An 18472-nucleotide genomic window follows, 5' to 3' on the forward strand; every position below is an offset into this window, starting at 1 on the left:
CCGCACCTCCGGAATGACAGCTCGTCATTCCACCTTGTTCAACCTCTGATCAGGGCATTCGGGCCTCGGGATTTACACCACGCGAAGGGACGCGGCCCGGCTCCTGGCGGGTACCGCGCCAGCGCTTCGATCCCCTTCAGGACGCCAATGCCTGGGTGCCTCCCGATGTTCCGTTGACGGACGCCAACCGGCGCTTTTATGTGCGGGCACTGGAGGTGACGCGCAGCTTCGGCCAGGGCGCCCTGCGGGATCCGCTGGTGAACAGCTGGATACTGCCGCTGATCAATGGCATGACGGCGTACTGGCCCAGCAAGCCCAGTTACGTCTACGACGCCTCATCCACCCTCGACTATCGCCAGACGCCCTGGGTCACCCTCACCGATCCGAAGGTCAACCCCCGCGGTGAACCCCGCTGGGTGGGGCCTGAATTCGATCCAGCGGCCAAGGACTGGTCGCTCAGCGTGGTGGCCCCCTTCTTTCGCGATGGGCGCTGGGCCGGCTCCGTCGGGCACGACATGGTGGTGTCGCGGTTGATGGAACATCTGTTCAGTAGCCGAAAGCAAGGCGACACGGCCCTGTCGCAGCCACTGTTTGTTGCCGCTTCCAATGGCGAGCTGCTGGCCCTGCCCGGGCGGGTGCCGGGCCCAGGGGAGCGCATTCCCTCACGCTTTCTCCCCCTGCTGATGCCTCAGGGGAGGACCCGAGCTCTGCGGGTGAGTGCCGACGGTAGCGACTACCTGGTGGTGGCGTCGATCCCCACCCTCAACGCCAGTCTCTTCTACCGGGTGGATGGCGCCTGGCTGCAGCGCACTGTGCAGCGGGAACTGGTGGGGCTGCAGCTCGGCCAGGGGTTGTTCGTGCTGCTGGTCGTGGGTTCGGTGACGGCCCTGGCCTTCAAGGATGGCCAGTCGCGCCGGCAGCAACAGGAACTCCTGGAGTCGCGCAACCGCGACCTGAGCGAGCAGGCCCGGTGCGATCCCCTCACCAACCTGCCCAACCGCCTGGGGCTGATCGAGCGGGCCCAGGAGTCGCTGGAGCGGGCCCGACGCAACGGCAGTGATCTGCTGGTGGTGTTCCTCGATCTCGATCAGTTCAAGGTCGTGAACGACTCGTTGGGGCACAGCAGTGGTGATGCCTTGCTGCAGGGGGTCGCCGAGCGGTTGCGCAGCACCCTGCGCAGCACCGACACGGTGGCCCGCCAGGGGGGAGACGAGTTCGTGCTGATCATCGAAGACCTCGATGATCAGTTCGACGCTGCCCACTTCGCCGAGAAGCTGCTGAGGGCTTTTGAACAGCCCTTGCTACTTGACGGCCAGCCGCTGCGGGTCACCCCGTCGATCGGGATCAGCCTCTTCCCCGGCGACGGTGCGGACATCGAAACGCTGATGCGCAAAGCCGACATCGCCATGTATGTCGTCAAGGGATCGGGACGCAACGGCTGGATGTTCTTCGCCGAAGAGATGAACCAGGAGGTGCAGGAACGGTTGCAGCTTGAGCGCGACATTCGCCAGGCCATCGACCGTCGCGAATTCCGCGTGTACTACCAGCCGCAGTGGCGGATCGATCGCTCAGCCATCACCGGCTGGGAGGCCCTGCTGCGGTGGGAGCATCCCCAGCGGGGGCTGCTGCGGCCTGATCAGTTCATCGCCGTCGCGGAGGAGACGGGCATGATCCGCGACCTGGGTCGTCAGGTGCTCGGCATCGCCTGCCAGGAGGCCGTGCGCTGGCAGCGCGATGGCCTCGGTCGCTTCTCGGTGTCCGTAAACCTGTCGGCCCGCCAGTTCGATCAGGACAACCTGCTGCAGGAGGTGGAGGAGGCGCTGCGGGTGAGTGGACTTCAGCCCGAGTTGCTGGAGTTAGAAATCACCGAGACCGTGATGCTCACCAACCCGGACAAAACCATGAAGATGCTCAATCTGCTGCGCCTCCAGGGAATCCGGGTGACGATCGACGATTTCGGCACCGGCTATTCCTCGCTCAGCTACCTCAGCATGCTGCCGATCGATCGCCTCAAGATTGACCGCAGCTTCGTGAGCTCCAGTCTGGATGAGGGCAGCGGCTCGGTGATTGTGGAAGCGGTGATCTCCCTGGCCCGCTCCCTGCGACTGGGAACCATTGCCGAGGGAGTGGAGACCGATGCCCAGCGGCGCTTCCTCCGACTGCAGGGCTGTGAGGAGATCCAGGGATTTCTGGTGGGGCGGCCGATGCCTGGCGAGGCGATCGATGCCTTCCTGCTGGCTGCCCGGCGATGACCCGGAGCTTCTCCCTGCGCAGCCTGCTGCTGGGGCCGCTGCTCCTGCAGATGGTGCTCATGATGCTGGTGATCGGCCTGGTGCAGTTCCAGGGGGAGCGCCAGGAACTCACCCGGCTGGCGACCCGCAGCCAGGAGCGCACCAGCCTCCAGGTGCGCGACTACCTGAAGCGGTTTCTGCGCACCCCCCAGCAGGTGATCGCGCTGATGGGCGAGGCGGTGGCCAACGGCCAGGTGGATCCCTCCAACAGGGCCGCGACGATGCGGACACTGTGGATGCTCCGCCGCACCTTCCCTGAGGCGGCCTACCTGAACTACGGCTGGATCAATGGCGATTTCATCGGTCTGGGGCAGGTGGACAACGACAGCGACCGGCCGTTCCTTGAGGTGGCCTCAGCCACCAGCATCGAGCGTCTGGAGGTGACCCGGCTGGATGAGGCCGGCCGACTGGCCGGTCTGCACCGGATCAAGCCCTTCGCCGACTTCCGCCGCGATGGCTGGTATCGCACACCGCTGCAGGCCGGTCGTGCGGTGTGGACCCCGATCTACAACTGGGTGGATGCCCCCGAGGTGATGGCCCTGGGGGCCGGCATGCCCGTGCGCCGCCAGGGGAGGGTGGTGGGAGTGGCCGGGGTTGACATCTTCCTCGCCAACATCGGCCGCTACCTGCGCAGCCTGCCGCTGGCCGAATCCGGCGTGATCTACATCGTGGAGGCAGACGGGCGTCTGGTGGCCGACTCCAGCGGTGGCCTGCCGTTCTCGATCGTGAATGGCCGGGGGGTGCGACTGCACGCCCAGGAATCCCGGGATCCCCTGATCCGCGCCAGTGCCCAGGCCCTGCTGCAGCGCCAGGGATCCTTCCGAGCCCTCAACCACCCAGCCCAGCTCACACTCCCCCACCAGCGCAGCATCGCCCTGGTGCGCGTGGATCCCTTCCACGACCGCCAGGGCCTGGACTGGCGCATCGTGGTGGTGATCCCTGAGCCGGAGGTCTACGGCGTGTTGCTCAAGGAGACCACCCGCAACGCGCTGGTGACGGCGACAGCAATCCTGCTCTGCGGGCTGCTGACCCTGCTGGTGGTGCAGTTCGTGATCCGTGATCTCAACCGGCTCATGCTGAGCACCGAGGCGTTTGCCGAAGGCGACCTCACCCAGCCGCTGCCCAGGGGGTCGATCCGGGAAATCTCCCGGCTGGCCACCAGCTTCAACGAGATCACGATCCGGCTGCGGCGCAGTTTCGCCACCCTGCGCCAGCGCAACCGGGAGATCGGGCGGCTCCTCAACCAGCAGCGGGCCCTGCTGTCCTCGCAGGAGGAGCAGCTGCAACAGGAAGTGAGTCAGCGCCAGCGGCTCGAGCAGAACCTGCTCCAGGCCTCGGCCGGTAAGTCGGTGCCGGCCCTGGCCGATCCCCTCACCGGGCTGTACAGCGCGGTGGGTCTCGAGCGCCGGCTGCGCCAGGGCCTGCGCCAGGATTCCCGAGCAGGCGCCTCGGTGCTCGTGCTGGCCCTGGCCCTCGCCGCCGATCGCCAGGAGCCTCTCGATGCGGCGCCCCTCCAGCTCCTGGCGGCCTGGCTGGAGCAGCAGGCCGTCGAACACCAGGGACTGGCCGCCTATCGCGGATCCGGCCGCTTTACCCTGCTGTTGCGGGGCCTGGAGCAGGACGCTCTGGCCGAACTGCTGAGGCCCCTGGCCGAAAGCCTCGCCCCCCTGAGGCTCTGGAGCGGGCACGCCTGGGCTGCCGTCGCCGACTTGGATGGCACCGGCGTGCTGGCGCTGCTGGAACAAGCAGAGCTCGCCCTCGAGCTCGCCCTGGCCCGCGACCGACTCAGCTGAGTCCCCATCCCTGGGCCGACGCCCGTTGCTCGACAGGATGGGCGGGCAGCGCGGAGACAGGGAGCGAGGCTGACCGCCTCTGGTCCCAACGGGCAACACGGCCCGCGGATCGTCCAGGAGAATCCGAGCACGTCCAGAGACATTGACCGGAACGTGGCGCCAAGGTGGGGCAGCACACCTTGGCGCCCCAGAGCCCCGGCCCACCCCATGAATGTGATCGAACGGGCCGAGTGCCTGCTGGATTCAGGCAGCTCGGGGAACATGAACTTCACGGTGATTGCGGCCTACCGGGGCCCACTCGACATCCAGACCCTGGAGCAGGGCCTGAAGGCCCTGCAGGGGCAACACCGTCTTCTGGGCAGCACCCTGGTTTGGGAGGGCCGGAGCTGCCACTTCAGCCCCACCGGCCAACCCGTCCCCGTCCACGTACTGCCGCTGCCCGACAACGAGGCCCAGGCCTGGAAACCCGCCACCATGGCCGCGCTGCGGCAACGATTCGACGCAGCCGGCCAACCCCTCTGGCGGGTGAGCTGGCTGCGCGGGGCCAGCCAGGGCCAACTGCTGCTGACGTTTCACCACGCCATTGCCGATGGGCTCTCGGCGATGGCCCTGGTGCAGCAACTCTTCCAGCTCCTCGGGGCTCTCCCGGGGACAACGGCCGCACCTGCCTGGGCAGGGAACGGAGAGGAGAAGGCCCTGAACCTGGAGGACACCTTTGCCACAGCCCGCTATGGGGCTTTTCCGGTGCAGACCCTTCCGGAGCGCCAGGATGCCGGGCTCAGCACGGGCTACGTGCTGGAGGAGCTGTCGGCCGAGGCCAGCAGGGCCCTTCTGGGCTGGAGTCGGGAGCGTGGGCTGCGCCTCAATGCCACCCTGCATGCCGCCTTTCTGCAGGCCCTGGTGAACGACGGACTGCTGCCTCCTCGCACCACCGCCCACACCGTGGTCAACCTGCGTGGCCTGGCCCAACCGACCCTGCCCTGGGATCTGATGCGGTTGCTGCGGGTCTGCGTGGACACCCCGATCGTGGTGGATCCCACGGCACCCCTCGACGGGCTGGCCCTCCAGCTCCACGGGGTGCTGCAACAACAGCTCCGCAACGGCGCCCCGATCATGGCCCTGAACACCATCGCCGCCGCGGTGGCGGACGCCCCCAGCCCGCGCCAGCTGTGGCAGCGATCCTGGCGCGAAGGCGGCCTGATCACCAACCTCGGCAAGGTCCCCGTTCAGGCCCAGCACGGAATTGTTGAGCTGGAGCGCCTGTTCTTCGTGGCCAACATCGAACCCATCGCCATGCCGGACAGGCCCCTGGCCGTTCTGGGGGCCCTGAGCTTCCGGGAGCGACTCATGCTCACCTGCTTCCACATCGAACAGCAGCTGGATGAACACCAGGCCATGGCGGTGATGGCCGACATGAAAAGGCGCCTGCTGGCGGCACCGGCTTCCGGCCGGAGTCACATCGCTTCCTAACCTGTCGCCAACCACGGTTTCCCATGGGCAGCAGCTTCGGCCAGCTCTTTCGCATCAGCACCTTCGGCGAGTCCCACGGGGGTGGTGTTGGGGTGATCGTCGATGGTTGTCCGCCGCGGCTGGAGCTCGATCTGGAGGCCATTCAGGCGGAACTGGATCGCCGCAAGCCAGGCCAGAGCAAGATCACCACGCCCCGCAAGGAGGACGACAGGGTCGAGATCCTCAGCGGCCTGCTCGACGGCGTGACCCTCGGGACCCCCATCGCGATGGTGGTGCGCAACAAGGACCAGCGTCCCCAGGACTACAAGGAGGTGGAGGTGGCCTTCCGCCCCTCCCACGCCGATGCCACCTACCAAGCCAAGTACGGCATCCAGGCCCGCAGCGGCGGCGGGCGCGCCTCCGCCCGGGAGACGATCGGCCGCGTCGCCGCCGGCGCCATCGCCAAGCAGCTGCTGGCCAAGGCCCACGGCACCGAGGTGATCGCCTGGGTCCAGCGCATCCACACGATCGAGGCGGCGATTGATCCCGCCGCCGTTACCCTGGCGGCGGTGGAGTCGACGATCGTGCGCTGTCCCGATGCCGCGGTGGCCGAGCGCATGATCGAGCGGATCGAGGCGATCGGCCGCGAGGGCGACTCCTGCGGCGGCGTGATCGAATGCGTGGTGCGCCATGGGCCAGTGGGCCTGGGCATGCCGGTGTTCGACAAACTGGAAGCCGACCTGGCCAAGGCGGTGATGTCGCTGCCCGCCACCAAGGGCTTCGAGATCGGCTCGGGCTTCGGCGGCACCCTGCTCAAGGGCAGCGAACACAACGACGCCTTCCTGGCGACTGACGACGGCTCCCTGCACACCGCCACCAATAACTCCGGCGGCATCCAGGGGGGCATCAGCAACGGCGAAGACATCGTGATCCGGGTGGCGTTCAAGCCCACCGCCACGATCCGCAAGGCCCAGCAGACGATCAACGCCCGCGGCGAAGCCACCACCCTGGAAGCCAAGGGCCGGCACGATCCTTGCGTTCTGCCGCGGGCCGTGCCGATGGTGGAGGCGATGGTGGCCCTGGTGCTCGCCGATCACCTGCTGCGCCAGCAGGGGCAATGCAGTCTTTGGTGAGCGGCGGTTCCAGTCTCAGCTGAGGCTGGCCAGCTCTCCCGCCCCATTGCCGCTGGACCCTGGGGCATCGTTGGCCGCCGGCGTGGAGGCACCGCCCGTCGAGCCAAGGCGGCTCACGGCCTTTGCCATGCGCTTGGCCACCGAGGAGGTGGCGCCCTTCGCCTGACCAGGACTGGCCTTGCGGCTGCGGCTGGCTGGAGCCTTGGCGGCCGGGTTGGCCTTCACAGCAGCTGAGGGCTCGGACGTCGCGGTGGGCTTGGCCTTGCCCGCGGTCCTGGAGCGCGAGGAGGCGGTCGTCGACGCCCGGGCAGGGCTGGTGGAGGCTTTGGCCTTGCGGGCTGGGGCCTTGGCGGGTTCCTTGGCTGCAGTTTTGCTCACCGACTTCGCGGCGGGCTTGGTGCGCTTGGCGGCGGGCTTGGTGGTCGTCGCCGCAGACGTCGGCGAGGACTTGGCTGTGGAGCGAGCCGACGACTTCGCCACTGACCTGGCCGTGGACTTTGCCGCCGACTTTGTGGCGGTGCCCTTTCCGGCTCCGCTTGTGGCGCGGGTGCGGTGGCTCAGCACCAGGGCCCACTCGGCGTCAGTGAGGTTGGCGGGCTTGCTGCCATGGGCATCCGCCACCTTGGCGGCCTTCTCAATATCCGCAATCAGGTTGCGCCAAGAGGTGGCAAACCGCTTATCCGACTGCGACTTGGCGCCGCTTTCCACCAGGGTCTCGACCACGCCAGCGGCACTCACCTTCTTGCGGCGGCGGGTGAAGATCTCCTTCTGCAGCTGGGCGATCAGGGCATCCGCCTTGTCGCTGAGGGTGATCGTGAGCTGAGACATGGAAGAACGCGGCGAAGAACGCAGTGCTGTCTCATTGCTAACACTCCACTCTCACGTTGACAATAGTCAGACCTCGCCGCGAGGCTGGAGCCGTGCCAACAGCTCCGCCAAGTCGGGATCGAGGTGTGCGTCGGCAACTGCGGGAGGGTCGTCTCCAGGCCTGGTCCCATCGCCGTCTGCAAAGCGCGGGCGATCGACGAACAGGTTGGAGCCCAGGGCCACCCCGGCCACACCCGCCGCCAGCCAGGGCAACACGTCGCCGCAGTGGAGGCCGCCAGCAGCGATGCAGGCTGGCAGCGGACCGAGCGGCCCCCGCAACGACGACCAGTAGCTCGGCCCCAGCGTGGCGGCCGGGTAGAGCTTCACCAGCGCACAGCCCAGCCGCAGGGCACCATGCACCTCCGTAGGAGTGAACACACCCGGCACCAGGGTGAGCCGCCAGTGCAGGGCCGCTTCGATCAGCGGCGGATCCAGAATCGGCGACACTCCATAGGCCAGGCCAGCGGCGCGGGCGGCCTCGAGCTGCGCCAGGGTGCGCACGGAGGCGGCTCCGAGCCGCAGCCCGGGGAACCGCTCGGCCAGCTCCCGGACCAGCGCGATCCAAGCAGCCTCGGGCTGGGTGGGCACCGCCAGCTCCACATGCAGCAGGCCCACCGCCTGCAGCTGCTGCAGCTGGCGGTGGGCCTCGGAGGCTGAGTGGGGGCGCAGCACCGCCAGCAGCGGCTGGCGGTGCAGGCTGGCGATCAGGCCGGAGGGATCCCCGGGGTGATCAGCCAAGGGGGCGAGCCGATCAGACGTACTCGGCCACCTTCACATCGGAGCGGATCAGCAGCTCCTGCAGCTCCTCCGCATCCACGGTCTCCTTCTCCACCAGAAGCTCGGCCAGCTCGTCGAGCACCGGGCGGTTGTCGCTGAGCACGGCGGTGGCGCGCCGGTAGGCCTCGGCCACCAACTGGCTCACCTCCTCATCAATGGCAGCTGCGGTGTCTTCCGAGAAATCGCGCTCGGCGGCGATGTCGCGACCGAGGAACATGCCGCCCTGGCTGCGGCCGAGGGCCACCGGGCCCAGACGATCGCTCATGCCGAAGCGGGTCACCATCTGGCGGGCGACGCGGGCCACCTGCTGAAGGTCGTTGGATGCGCCAGTCGTCACCTCGTCTTCGCCGTAGACGATCTCCTCGGCGACGCGACCACCCAGGGCCACCGCCATCTGGTTCTGCAGATAGGCACGGGAATAGAGACCCGACTCCATGCGCTCCTCACTTGGGGTGAAGAAGGTGAGGCCGCCGGCGTTGCCGCGGGGAATGATCGAGATCTTCTGCACCGGGTCGTAGTCGGGCATCAGGGCGCCCACCAGGGCGTGGCCGGCCTCGTGGTAGGCCACCAGGCGCTTGCGCCGCTCGCTCATCACGCGGTCCTTCTTCTCAGGGCCCGCCATCACCCGCTCGATCGCGTCGTTCACCTCATCCATTGACACTTCGCTCAGCTGGCGGCGGGCCGCAAGGATCGCCGCCTCGTTGAGCAGGTTGGCCAGGTCGGCGCCGGTGTAGCCGGGGGTGCGGCGGGCGATCTTGTCGAGGTCCACGTCCTTGGCGAGGGTCTTGCCGCGGGCGTGCACACCGAGGATCTGCAGGCGGCCGGCGTAGTCGGGCCGGTCCACCACCACCTGGCGATCGAAGCGGCCGGGACGCATCAGGGCCGCATCGAGGACGTCGGGGCGGTTGGTAGCCGCCACGATGATGATGCCGGTGTTGCCCTCGAAGCCGTCCATCTCCGTCAGGAGCTGGTTGAGGGTCTGCTCCCGCTCGTCGTTACCGCCGCCGAGGCCGGCGCCGCGCTGGCGACCCACGGCGTCGATCTCGTCGATGAACACGATGCAGGGGGCATTCTTCTTGGCCTGCTCGAACAGGTCGCGCACGCGGCTGGCCCCCACGCCCACGAACATCTCCACGAACTCCGAGCCGGAGATCGAGAAGAAGGGCACGCCGGCCTCACCGGCCACGGCCTTGGCGAGCAGGGTCTTGCCGGTGCCCGGAGGGCCCACCAGCAGCACGCCCTTGGGGATCTTGGCGCCGACGGCAGTGAAGCGATCAGGGTTCTTGAGGAAGTCGACGACCTCGGTGAGCTCGAGCTTGGCGCCCTCGATGCCGGCCACATCGCCGAAGGTCACCTGGGTCTGCGGCTCCATCTGCACCCGCGCCTTGCTCTTGCCGAAGTTCATGGCGGGGTTGCCGCCGCCGCCCTGGGCGCGCCGCAGCAGGAAAAACAGGCCGCCGAGCAGCAGCAGCGGGAAGATCAAGCTGCCGATCGCCTGCTGCCAGGCGGCCGGCTCGCGGCTGGGCTGCACGGCGATGTCGACGTTGTGCTCGGTGAGCAGCTTGAGCAGGTCCTTGTCGGGAGCGAGGTTGACGACGGCGCGCTGGCCGTCGTTCTCCACCACCTGGGCGGTGCCGCGGTCGGGGGAGATCAACACCCGCGAGACCTCATTGCCCTGCACGGCCTCCACAAAGTCGCTGTAGCGGAGGGTGCGGGGGGCGTTAGCCGGATCCGGACGATCCAGGAAGGCGGTGCCCACGGCAATCACCACCACGGCCAGGAGCACATAGAGCCCCGCGTTCCGCCAGCGCTTCTTCACCTTGCGATCTCCGCTCTGGGTAGTAAAGAATGTTAACCGGCCTCAGGATCGGCCGGGCGCCGGCCGCCTGGGCCGGCTGGCAAGGGCTGCGGGCTCAGGAAGCCGAGCGCAGCACCTCCACCACGCTACGGAAGGCGAACCATTCCGGGATCTCCTCGCCGCTGCGCAGCATCTGGCGGAACTGGGTGCCGCTCAGCTTCTTCACGTGCAGGCCGCGGGCCTCGGCGTGCTCGGCGGTCACGTAGCCCTCTTCCTCCGTGTACACCAGGTTCAGCGAGGGCACCGTCTCCATGCCCAGCTCGGTGGCGTGGTCGCGGGCGAAATCCTGGGCCTGGTAGGGGCCGTAGAAGTCGTCGCCCGTGATCGAGCTCTTACAGCCCGCCATGTCGCGGCCAATGATGAAGTGGGTACAGCCGTAGTTCTTGCGGATGATCATGTGCTGCAACGCCTCGCGAGGGCCGGCCATGTGCATCGAGTAGGGCAGGTAGGCCCAGCGGATGCGGGGGTTCGCCACTTCATCCGCCAGGCGCTCGTAGGTCTGGAAGCGCACCGCGCCGGCGATGTCGTCGTCCTGGGTGGGACCGCAGGTGGGGTGCACCAGCACCACTCCACCCTGGCTGACGTTGGTGGCGTGCAGGGCGCGGGTGAACAGCTCGTAGTGGGCGCGGTGGATGGGGTTGCGGCACTGGAAGGCCACCACGTCCTCGTTGTCCGGCAGGGTGGCGCGCACCTCGGCCGGGGTCCCGCAGGGGAAGACGCGGTGCGGAAGCTCCAGTCCCTCAATCGATCCGCCCAGATAGAACCGACCGCGCTCGGTGGCGATCATCTTGACGGCCGGGTGCTCCAGGGAAGTGGTGCCGTAGCAGCCCTTGGCCTCGCGGGCCTTGTCGGGCTCCCACTTGCTCTCTACCGTCATCACGGCCAGCTCCTGGCCCCGGTAGGTGAGCAGCAGCCGCTGACCCACCCGCACGTCCTCGCGGTGGGTGTCCATCACGATCGGCAGGCCGAACAGCAGGCCGCTGGTGGTGCGATGGCTCTCCACCACCGACTGGTAGTCCTCCTGGTGCATGAAGCCGCGCAGGGGCGAAAAGCCACCCACCATCAGCAGCTCCACGTCGCAGGCATTGCGATCACTGCACTCGAGCACGTGATCCACGCCTGCCTTCACGGCCTCCCGCTGCTCGGCCGGCACCCGCAGGTCCACCAGGGTGCCGCCATGGGCGGGGATCAGGCCGTGGGACCGGCTGGGGGCGGCGCTGATGGTCATGACGGCGGGGTGAGCGGGGCAATCGATCGATTCTCCCAGAATGGTCCGCCCGGCAGGTCCGAATTCCACAGCGGGGGAGTGCCCGCCATCCGAACGCCATCCCGAAGGGATCGCCGCGGCATCAGCGCGGGATCGGGGCACGTTCGGGGCTGACATAAAAAAAGGGGCCCCTGGTGGGGCCCCGGTAAAGAACAGGCGAGCCGAGGCTCAGGCCTTCTCCAGGCGACCGTAGAGCTGGCCGGTGATCTTCACGTCGAGGGCCTGCTTGGTGCCCATGTCGGTGTCGGAGGGCTGGACGGCGGTGAACACGCCGGCGAACTCACCGGTGGAGGCGTCGACCCGGGTGATCGAGAGCTCCATGGTGCCGGTGCCATCGACGTAGCGCTTGACGCTCTCACCCACGAAGTCATCACCGGCAGGCACCAGACCCTGGGCGTACTCGACGCCGGTGGTCAGGCCGCGGCCCTTGGGATCCAGGAAGTTGGAGGTGCGGTAGCTCGGCACCCGGTAGGAGCCGGTGAAATCGGTGCTGGTGCTGAGGGCGGCCCCATCAGCCTTGGCGTCGAGCTCCTTGCTGGAGAACACGAACGGCACCTCCTCGCCGCCGGGCAGCAGCACGGTCACCAGCTGGAAGTCCAGGCCGCCCAGCTCGCTGAAGCTGAGAGCGTCGCCGGAGATCTTCAGATCGCCGTACACCTGATCCAGGCTGGTGGTGTACCGGGTGAGGATCTTGCTGGCCACGAACTGGGCTTCCTGGCGCTTGTTGGCCGGTTCACCCTTCACGTACACCTCGCTGGGGTGCAGGCAGATCTCGCGCAGCTGGTACTTGGCCGAGGCATCGAGGGGGATTGAGCCCCGGGCCGACTCGGGCAGGGTCGGGCAGTCGTTGGCCAGACCGGTGTTGTGGATGTCGTCGTAGGTGAGGTTGGCCCGTTCGACAGCCTTGGCGCCGCCGCCGCACGCGGTGACCAGGGTCAGACAGAGCGCCAGCGCGAGGGCCAGCAGGGGACGGAAACGCATGGGTAAAAGCCGGTCTGGCAGGGGAAATCCTCTGTTTGGGGGTGCGCCCGCTCGCGATAGTACCGGTGCAAAACCCTGATTCCGCGTACCATGTCGCGGCTCTCAACAACCTGTATGCGGGCCCTCAGCCCGAAGGCCCCATGACCGACGGCAGCAGCCCACCGGCCACGCCCCTCGCGGCAGCCCAGCCCAACACCGGAGGCGACGGCGAGGTCAGCAGGGCGCCCCGACTCGAGGCCCTGCTGGCCGGGTTCAGCGCCCTGGCCGCCGAGCTCGACGGCCAGCCCGAGGCCCTGCTCACGCTGCTGCGCCGCCTGGAGGAGCTACATCGCACCATCCAGGACGGCCCCTTCCGCGCCAGCCTGCCGGCAGATCGCAACCAGCTGTTCGATCTGCTCCAGAACCTGGAGCGCAGCGGCGGCTGGCCCTACATCCCCAGGCTGCAGCTGCGCACCTTCATGGATCTGCTCCAGCGCGAGGAGCCCACGGCCACCGTGGTCGTCGCCACCAGCCCCAGCGACGACACGCCGCTGGCCGCCTGAGCGCCTTCAGCCCGGCAGCAGCGCCCCCAGGGCGGTGAGCAGCCGGTGGGCCAGGGCCAGCTTCGAGGCGGGCTCCAGCCGCAGCTCCTGCCCGCCGGGGCCCAGCAGCCATCCCTCGTTGGTGGGGCTGGCAAAGCCGACGCCTGGCCGGTCGATCGGATTGGCGAACAGCAGGTCGCAGCCCTTGCGCGCAAACTTGGCGCGGGCTTCGGGCAGCACCGCACCGGACTGGGCCGCGAACCCCAGGATCCGCTGCCCCGCCGGCCGCCGCGCCACCAGTTCCGCCAGCAGGTCGGGCACCAGCTGCCATCCCCCCTGCAGCACCGCAGCCAGGCTGGTCTTGTCGAGCTTGTCGGTCAGGGGAGCGGCCCGGCGGTGATCGGCCACCGCCGCGGCCATGGCGATGGCATCGGCCTGGGGCTGCAGCTGCCGCAGCCGCTCCTGCAGCTCGGCGCCGCTGTCGATCGGATGGCAGCGCAGGCCCTCCAGCCAGGCTGGCGGCAGGGCCAGGGGACCGTGCACGAGATCCACCTGGGCGCCCCGCAGCCGGGCCGCCTGGGCCAGCAGCACCCCCATCCGCCCGGTGCTGGGGTTGCTGAGGCAGCGGGCCGGGTCGAGCCACTCGCGAGTGGGGCCGGCCGTCACCAGCAGGCGACGCCCCTGCCAGTCGCGGCGGGGGCCCCAGAGGGCCAGGGATTCCAGGGCCAGCAGCAGCAGCTCGGGCTCGGCCATGCGGCCGGCGCCCTGACGGTCGCAGGCCAGCAGCCCCTCGGCGGGGCCGAGCGGCAACACCTGCTCGAAGATCTGCAGATCGGCCCAGTTGCGCACCACACCGGGGGAGGCCCACATGGCCGTGTTCATCGCCGCGGCCGCCAGCACCGGCGCCTCGGTGGCCAACAGCAGCGAGGCCAGCAGCGTGTCGCCCAGGCCCTGAACCCAGCGGGCCAGGCTGGTGGCACTCAGGGGGGCCAGCAGCACCAGCTCGGCCCACTCCGCCAGCTCGATGTGCAGGGGCCGCGGCTCCCGGGGGCTCCACTGGTCGGCGTCGCGGTGACAGGGCTGGCGGCTGAGGCTGGCCAGCGCCACCGGACTCACCAGCCGCTCGGCGCTTGGGGTGAGCACGCAGCGCACCTCGGCGCCGCGCTTGGCCAGGGCGCTCACCACCAGCGGCAACTTCACCGCGGCGATGCTGCCGCTGATCCCCACCAGAATCCGCCGGCCGGCGAGGGGGTCAGCCCAGCCCGCAGCGGGATCGGGGGGCGCGGCGTCAGTCTTCATCAAAGGGTTCCTGGTCCACCAGATGCACGTAGGGGCGGGCCAGCTCGGGGCGGTGGATCGCCAGGGAGCGCATCAGGTGCCAGTCCTGCAGGCCGGCGAAGGGGGTGGGGTAGTCGTCCTCATCAAGACGGCGAGCCAGCTCGGCGATGGCGGCCTCATCGAAGGAGGCGATCAGCTCGGGCGTGATCGATCCGGCCTCAGGTGCTTGGGGCTCGGTCATGGCAGGGCGGCTCGGGCCCGTTCATTCTCGGGCCAGGGGCGTGGATCAGGGTCGTGGATCAGAGGCGAGGGGGAACGCAGCAACGGCTGGGGCCAGGCGGACAGCGCGGGGCCAGCCTGCAGGGGCAGGGTCATTGCTGATAACTTCGCTGCAGGGCCGGAGCCCGCTCCAACGCCGCCCCCCGGGGAATTAGCTCAGCTGGTAGAGCGCTGCGATCGCACCGCAGAGGTCAGGGGTTCGAGTCCCCTATTCTCCATCGACAGCCGGTTCAGACCACCACCGCCGGCCCTTCCCCGTCGGGAGCAGCGATGAACTGGAGCGCCGAGGCCGAGGCCAAATTGAAGGAAGTTCCCTTCTTTGTGCGGCCAGCCGTGCGCAAGCGCATTGAGGTCATGGCCACCGAAGCGGGCCTCGGCAGCATCGACCTGAGCTTCTACGAAAACGCCAAGGCCCGCTTCGGCCAGAAATGAACGGCCGCGGCCGCTCCGGCCCAGCCCAGGCCCCACCGCGGCGCCTGCGCCGACTCCACGCTGTCCTCGGCCACGGCAGCCTGCCCCGCAAGCGCACCCTGGCGGGCCTCGGGGCCCTTGGCCTGGTTCTGGCCGTGGGCAGGCCCATGATGCTGGTTGGATACGGCGCCTATGCCCTGGGCCGGGCCCTGGCAGGCGGGCGATGCGGTAAAAGGGAGGCCTGAACCGGAACCCGACGCCATGTCGCAGTCGAAGCGCGAACAGGTGGTGAGCCACCTGCGGTATATCCGCCAGGAACTGCGCGAGATGCACCAGGGCGTCATGGACGATGGCCTGCTGCCGGAGGCCGGTGAAGTGCGCGGCGTGATGGCCCAGATGGAAGCGCTGCTGGAACTGCTGGAGGGCAAGGGCTCCCGCAAGAGCAAGGACAACGACGGCTGAAGCCGGCAGCAGCGGGAGCCCGGGGCTTCAGCGGACAGGCGCTCAGGGGACAGCCCCATGGACGGTCTACCGCCCCTTGACAAGGTCCCAGCAGGGGACGGGTTGCACATTCGGCTGGAACAGGCTTTTCTGCCCGCGTCCCCATCCCCCGGCCCGGGCTTCCGCCCGGGCTTTTTTCATGGCGAGACGCCCGCCATCGACTCGGCCAGTACCAACCACTGTCGTCCCATTGGACTCATCGGCGCCAAAATGGTGTAGAACCGGGCCGGCAGGGGCCGGGCCGGGGTGATGGGGATCGCGGTTTCAGCTCAAAGCTCCCTGCCACCCTCCTGACGGGAGCCCTCCATCCCGTGCCAGACGCCACCACCAACCGAGCCACGCCGCTCTCACCGGGCGCCAGCGGCCAGGCACCGTCCACACCCCGGCTCCAGCGCACTCGGCTGCAGGGGAGCCTGGGCGGGGCCGGTCAGCAGCTGCAGCGCTGGGCCCAGAACCCCTGGCGGCGTCTCTCCTTGCTGCTGATCATGCTGCTCACCTGCTTCTTCATCGGCGGGGCGATCGGCACGATCACCGGCGCCCTGGCCTTCCTCGACCCCCTGGCCGCCCTGATCTGCGTGGCGGCGATCGAGCTGGCAGTGCGCTGGCGACGGCCACTGCTACAGCAACCGGGTGATCGCCTTGGCCTGCAGCTGCTGGACATGGCCCGCATCGGCCTGCTCTACGGCCTGCTGCTGGAAGGCTTCAAGCTGCTCTAAGGAACTGCCTCCCCCGAGCCGGATCAGCGCTCAGCCCGCCGGCCCCTCGGCAGCCGCCAGCAGATAGAGCAGGGCCATGCGGACCGGAATGCCGTTGGTCACCTGCTCGTCCACCAGGCAGATCTCCGGATCGTCGAGCAGAGCTCCGCCCATCTCCACGCCGCGGTTCACCGGGCCCGGGTGCAGCACCCGCACCGCCTGGCCGCAGCGCTCCAGACGCTGGTGCGTGAGGCCGTAGCGGCGGTGGTAGGCCTCCAGGCTGGTGAGCAGGTGCTGGTGCATGCGCTCCTTCTGCAGCCGCAGGGTCATCACCGCATCGGCGCCCGGCAGGGCCACCTCCAGGCTGCGCTCCACCGTGATCCGGCCGCGCTGGGCCACCGGATCCCGGGCCTGGCCCGGCGGTGGCGCCGCCACGAAGTCGACGAAGGCCTCGGGCAGCAGGGTGGATGGACCACACAGCACCACATCGGCGCCGCAGGCGGTGAGGGCCCAGAGGTTGGAGCGGGCCACCCGCGAATGCAGCACGTCGCCCACGATCACGATGCGGCGCCCCCGCAGCGCCTCCGGGCCAGGCCGCTCCGGAGCGAAGTGGCGCGCCAGGGTGAACAGATCCAGCAGCCCCTGGCTGGGGTGGCTGTGCAGGCCATCGCCGCCGTTGAGCACCGCCACCCGGGCACCGCTGGCCTCCAGGTCCCGCGCCAGGGCGGCCGGCACGCCGGTGCAGCGGTGGCGCACCACGAGCAGGTCCGCCCCCATCGCCACGTAGGTGCGCACCGTGTCCAGCAGGCTTTCACCCTTGCTCAGGGAGCTGGAAGAGGGCGAGAAGCTCTGCACGTCGGCCGAGAGGCGCTTGGCGGCGAGCTCGAAGCTGCTGCGGGTCCGGGTGCTGGGCTCGAAGAAAAAGGTGGTCACCAGCCGCCCCTGCAGGGCAGGCAGCTTGCGGGCGCCGCTGGTGGGCAGGGCCCGGAAGCGCTGGGCCAGCTCCAGCACGGTGGCGTAGTCGTCCAGCGAGAAGGCCGCCAGATCGAGCACGTGGCGATGGCTCCAACCACTCACGCCGGCTCGCCTCCGCTGCTGCCGCTGGGGGCCCAGGCCGCGGCCACGGGCGGGGTGCGGTCGCCGCGGGCACGGCGGCTGACGCTGCGGCAGGCCTGCAGATACCAGCGCCAGGGCAGCTCCTGGCCCAGGCTGATGCCGATGCGGGTGGTCTGCCTCACTGCCATACGCCCCTCCTGCTGCCACTGCTCCATCCGATCCTGCAGCTTGGCGGGGCGAGGGGCCAGCCAGAGGCCCCGATCGGGATGGGCGGGCTGGGCGTCGTGGGAGCGGTCGAGGCCAAAACGGCGGGCGAGCAGCGCCGGGCCCGCCGCCACCCGCTCCGGCTCAGCGGGCATGGCAGCGGCACGCAGCAGCACGCCATTGGCCCAGTCGGCCCGATCGGTCACCACGTTCACGCAGTGGTGAATGCCATAGCTCACATAGACATAAAACCGCGCAGGCTCACCAAACAGGGTTTCGTTGCTCGGGGAGCGGCGGCGGTAGCCGTGGCAGGCGGGCTCCTCCTGGGAATACGCCTCCGTTTCCACAATCACGCCCCACAGCAACTCGCCACCCTCTTGGCGTTTAACCAGCAGGCAGCCAATCAGCTCGGGGGCGACCTGCTCGGCGGGGCGGCAGAAGAAGGATTGGGGGAGGGGCTGGGAGAGCGTGGTGGCTATGGGAGTGGCTTGGGGAATGGGGCTTTCTTAGATTGGGGGAAAGCAGGTCGCGCAACGTGGGCAAGCCCAAGCGGAGTAGCAGTGGGTTCTCAAAAGCCAAGCCATCAGAAGCCCCCAAACAGCAGGTCGCCAAGGGCGCTGCGGGAGCAGGTGCCAAGGAACAGCAAGCTATTGCACTGATCAATCAAGGGAAACCCGAGGAAGCAGAGGCGATCTACAGAGAACTGATTGAGGCAGGAACAAGAAATCACGCTGTTTATGGCAACCTGGCGGCAATCTGCGAATCCAAAGGGAAGATCAAAGCAGCCATAGAATACCTCCAGATCTCGGTAGGGCTCAGCCAGGGAAACCCCGAAGCACATTACCGAATCGGGAAGCTGCACAAAATGACTGGGAACTACTCGCAAGCGATTTCCAGCTATCAAACCGCACTGCTATCAAACAAAAACGATCACAGAGTGCTAAACAGCCTTGGAATTGCCCTAAGATTAAACGGAGACCCAGAACAAGCCGCGCTATTCATTAAGCAGGCGCCAGGAGCTTGTCGCGCATAGAACCGCGCCCCCTCTCCGCAGCCACCCGTGAAATCCGCGCAGATCCCAGTGACTGCAATGGTTCTGGGCGATACAATG

Annotated in this window: 19 protein-coding genes and 1 tRNA gene; 11 read left to right on the forward strand and 9 right to left on the reverse strand. The window is 68.5% G+C overall.

Annotation, left to right across the window (positions count from 1 at the left end; translation table 11 throughout):
* Positions 1–173: 173 nt before the first annotated feature.
* From CJZ98_RS14975 to aroC, 4 genes are all read left to right on the forward strand, one after another.
* On the forward strand, positions 174–2252 hold the full coding sequence (locus CJZ98_RS14975) for a bifunctional diguanylate cyclase/phosphodiesterase (RefSeq protein ID WP_094591931.1): 2079 nt from the start codon (positions 174–176) through the stop codon (positions 2250–2252).
* On the forward strand, positions 2249–4084 hold the full coding sequence (locus CJZ98_RS14980) for a PDC sensor domain-containing protein (RefSeq protein ID WP_094591932.1): 1836 nt from the start codon (positions 2249–2251) through the stop codon (positions 4082–4084). The genes CJZ98_RS14975 and CJZ98_RS14980 overlap by 4 nt, the downstream gene beginning before the upstream one ends.
* A gap of 207 nt (positions 4085–4291) precedes the next feature.
* Positions 4292–5554: a condensation domain-containing protein gene (locus tag CJZ98_RS14985; protein ID WP_094591933.1), complete on the forward strand. Its 1263-nt coding sequence runs from the start codon at positions 4292–4294 to the stop codon at positions 5552–5554.
* A 23-nt stretch (positions 5555–5577) separates the two neighbouring features.
* Complete coding sequence (aroC, locus tag CJZ98_RS14990) at positions 5578–6666, forward strand: chorismate synthase (RefSeq protein ID WP_094591934.1); 1089 nt, start codon at positions 5578–5580, stop codon at positions 6664–6666.
* 15 nt (positions 6667–6681) lie between these two features.
* On the opposite strand, the gene CJZ98_RS14995 is transcribed toward aroC, so the two are convergent.
* The 5 genes from CJZ98_RS14995 to psbO form a co-directional block, all read right to left on the reverse strand.
* Positions 6682–7494: a hypothetical protein gene (locus CJZ98_RS14995; protein ID WP_094591935.1), complete on the reverse strand. Its 813-nt coding sequence runs from the start codon at positions 7492–7494 to the stop codon at positions 6682–6684.
* A gap of 66 nt (positions 7495–7560) precedes the next feature.
* Positions 7561–8271, reverse strand: coding sequence for a bifunctional 4-hydroxy-2-oxoglutarate aldolase/2-dehydro-3-deoxy-phosphogluconate aldolase (locus CJZ98_RS15000; RefSeq protein ID WP_232756512.1), 711 nt, complete (start codon positions 8269–8271; stop codon positions 7561–7563).
* Positions 8272–8284: 13 nt separating this feature from the next.
* Positions 8285–10129 (reverse strand): ATP-dependent zinc metalloprotease FtsH3, encoded by a 1845-nt coding sequence (ftsH3, locus tag CJZ98_RS15005; protein ID WP_094591936.1) that lies wholly within the window; start codon positions 10127–10129, stop codon positions 8285–8287.
* Between the two features lie 94 nt (positions 10130–10223).
* Positions 10224–11396 (reverse strand): sulfate adenylyltransferase, encoded by a 1173-nt coding sequence (gene sat, locus CJZ98_RS15010; protein ID WP_094591937.1) that lies wholly within the window; start codon positions 11394–11396, stop codon positions 10224–10226.
* A gap of 207 nt (positions 11397–11603) precedes the next feature.
* Entirely contained in the window at positions 11604–12416 is an 813-nt protein-coding gene (psbO, locus tag CJZ98_RS15015) for a photosystem II manganese-stabilizing polypeptide (protein ID WP_094591938.1), read from the reverse strand.
* Positions 12417–12556: 140 nt separating this feature from the next.
* Here psbO and CJZ98_RS15020 point away from each other — a divergent pair, with 140 nt between their 5' ends.
* Positions 12557–12958 (forward strand): hypothetical protein, encoded by a 402-nt coding sequence (locus CJZ98_RS15020; RefSeq protein WP_232756513.1) that lies wholly within the window; start codon positions 12557–12559, stop codon positions 12956–12958.
* A 6-nt stretch (positions 12959–12964) separates the two neighbouring features.
* On the opposite strand, the gene coaBC is transcribed toward CJZ98_RS15020, so the two are convergent.
* Positions 12965–14236: a bifunctional phosphopantothenoylcysteine decarboxylase/phosphopantothenate--cysteine ligase CoaBC gene (coaBC, locus tag CJZ98_RS15025; RefSeq protein ID WP_094591939.1), complete on the reverse strand. Its 1272-nt coding sequence runs from the start codon at positions 14234–14236 to the stop codon at positions 12965–12967.
* On the reverse strand, positions 14226–14456 hold the full coding sequence (gene isiD, locus CJZ98_RS15030; protein WP_094591940.1) for a protein IsiD: 231 nt from the start codon (positions 14454–14456) through the stop codon (positions 14226–14228). Before isiD ends, coaBC begins: the two co-directional genes overlap by 11 nt.
* A gap of 183 nt (positions 14457–14639) precedes the next feature.
* Between isiD and CJZ98_RS15035 the strand changes: the two genes are divergently transcribed.
* The 5 genes from CJZ98_RS15035 to CJZ98_RS15055 all read left to right on the forward strand — a co-directional run bounded on the left by CJZ98_RS15035 (position 14640) and on the right by CJZ98_RS15055 (position 16122).
* Positions 14640–14712 (forward strand) — tRNA-Ala (locus CJZ98_RS15035).
* Between the two features lie 52 nt (positions 14713–14764).
* Positions 14765–14926: a PCP reductase family protein gene (locus CJZ98_RS15040; protein ID WP_094591941.1), complete on the forward strand. Its 162-nt coding sequence runs from the start codon at positions 14765–14767 to the stop codon at positions 14924–14926.
* On the forward strand, positions 14923–15150 hold the full coding sequence (locus CJZ98_RS15045) for a hypothetical protein (protein WP_094591942.1): 228 nt from the start codon (positions 14923–14925) through the stop codon (positions 15148–15150). The genes CJZ98_RS15040 and CJZ98_RS15045 overlap by 4 nt, the downstream gene beginning before the upstream one ends.
* Before the next feature lie 16 nt (positions 15151–15166).
* Positions 15167–15367, forward strand: coding sequence for a hypothetical protein (locus tag CJZ98_RS15050; protein ID WP_094591943.1), 201 nt, complete (start codon positions 15167–15169; stop codon positions 15365–15367).
* Between the two features lie 440 nt (positions 15368–15807).
* Positions 15808–16122, forward strand: coding sequence for a DUF565 domain-containing protein (locus CJZ98_RS15055; RefSeq protein ID WP_232756514.1), 315 nt, complete (start codon positions 15808–15810; stop codon positions 16120–16122).
* A 30-nt stretch (positions 16123–16152) separates the two neighbouring features.
* On the opposite strand, the gene CJZ98_RS15060 is transcribed toward CJZ98_RS15055, so the two are convergent.
* A complete protein-coding gene (locus tag CJZ98_RS15060) occupies positions 16153–17178 on the reverse strand; it encodes an aspartate carbamoyltransferase catalytic subunit (protein WP_094591945.1) in 1026 nt (341 codons plus the stop codon).
* Entirely contained in the window at positions 17175–17858 is a 684-nt protein-coding gene (locus CJZ98_RS15065; RefSeq protein ID WP_094591946.1) for a DNA-3-methyladenine glycosylase, read from the reverse strand. The genes CJZ98_RS15060 and CJZ98_RS15065 overlap by 4 nt, the downstream gene beginning before the upstream one ends.
* Before the next feature lie 38 nt (positions 17859–17896).
* On the opposite strand from CJZ98_RS15065, the gene CJZ98_RS15070 reads away from it, so the two are divergent.
* Positions 17897–18394: a tetratricopeptide repeat protein gene (locus CJZ98_RS15070; RefSeq protein WP_157911020.1), complete on the forward strand. Its 498-nt coding sequence runs from the start codon at positions 17897–17899 to the stop codon at positions 18392–18394.
* Positions 18395–18472: the final 78 nt, after the last annotated feature.

It is taken from the genome of Vulcanococcus limneticus LL (assembly GCF_002252705.1).
GTDB classification, from domain to species: Bacteria; Cyanobacteriota; Cyanobacteriia; order PCC-6307; family Cyanobiaceae; genus Vulcanococcus; species Vulcanococcus limneticus.